Below are 782 nucleotides of genomic sequence, written 5' to 3' on the forward strand. Positions count from 1 at the left end.
GACAGGCGCGGGGGCGCGAGGGAAACAGGGGTGTGTCGGGACTCTATCTCACTTCTCGTGCTTCGCGAGGCCCCGTCCCCACATCCACGCCGCGCCGGGGAAGACGCCACGGCCGGCATGTCACTGAAGCCATGTCACGCCACGGTCATGGAGCCCCGCGTCATGGATCCGGGGTACGCCGCGCCCCCCGTCATCGACCCGGGCGCGGCGCGGGCAGGCCCGTTACAGTCGGAGGTCCATGCGGCCCCACTTCCACGTGGCCGGCTTCCCCGTCCGGCTCCACCCGCTCTTCTTCCTCGTCGCCTTGGCGACGGGCTGGACGCTCATCTCCGAGCCCGCGCGGCTCGTGCTGTGGGTGGGCATCGTCTTCGTGTCGGTGCTGCTCCATGAGCTGGGGCATGCGCTGGCCTACCGCCGCTACGGCTGTCCTTCTGAAATCGAGCTGCACGGCATGGGCGGCACCACGCAGGCGCACGATGCCGCGCACCTCACCCACCCGCAGTCGGCCTTCGTGAGCTTCGCCGGGCCGGGCATCGGCTTCCTGGCGGGCGGGCTCGTCTGGGGCCTGTCGCAGCTGGCGCCCCTGGGTGCGCCGGGCGGCCTGGTGGACCAGGGCGTGCGGCAGTTCCTGTGGGTCAACATCGGCTGGGGGCTCTTCAACCTGCTGCCCATGCAGCCGCTGGATGGTGGCCACCTGCTGGCGGACCTGGTGCGCGCCCGCGGCGGCTACCGCCATGAGCGGGCGGTGCTCGGCGTGGGCATCGCCACGGCGGTTGGGGTGC

The 782-nt window shown here is 72.0% G+C and carries 1 protein-coding gene; it reads left to right on the plus strand.

All coding sequences use genetic code 11. From position 1 onward, the window contains the following. Positions 1-238: 238 nt before the first annotated feature. A partial coding sequence (locus G4D87_RS38310; RefSeq protein WP_205507895.1) for a site-2 protease family protein occupies positions 239-782 on the plus strand: 544 nt, incomplete at its 3' end.

The sequence above is a fragment of the Myxococcus vastator genome (assembly GCF_010894475.1).
Taxonomy (GTDB): Bacteria; Myxococcota; Myxococcia; order Myxococcales; family Myxococcaceae; genus Myxococcus; species Myxococcus vastator.